Origin of the sequence: Lacihabitans sp. LS3-19 (assembly GCF_024343575.1) — a bacterium.
Classification (GTDB): Bacteria; Bacteroidota; Bacteroidia; order Cytophagales; family Spirosomataceae; genus Leadbetterella.
On the sequence record NZ_RJUA01000110.1, the window covers coordinates 1 to 304 of the forward strand.

Sequence of the window (304 nt, forward strand, 5' to 3'; positions counted from 1 at the left end):
GAAAGATGTAAACCTTTGGTTTGATCTAAAAGATTCTGATATGCATCAAGTCCTTTTTTAAGTAGTTTGAGGAGTGATTTTACTCGCTTTTTGTTAGCTTTGATGCCTATTTTCCTTTTTTTAGAGAAATCTACTTGCTTAATTTTTTGTTCTTTAAACTTTGAACGAGGGATTTTTAAACGTGACAATTTGCATAGTCCTGGAATTTGCTCTTCCCAAAGAAAAGTACATGACTCCCAAAGTAGTTTTACGTCGGTTGGAAAACGCATATGCACCTCATAACAAGTAGCATCCATCATCAAAA

General features: G+C 33.9%; 1 pseudogene. It reads right to left on the bottom strand.

The features are described 5' to 3' along the window. A pseudogene (locus tag EGI22_RS15640) lies at window positions 1-304 on the bottom strand (DDE transposase); the annotation flags it as partial.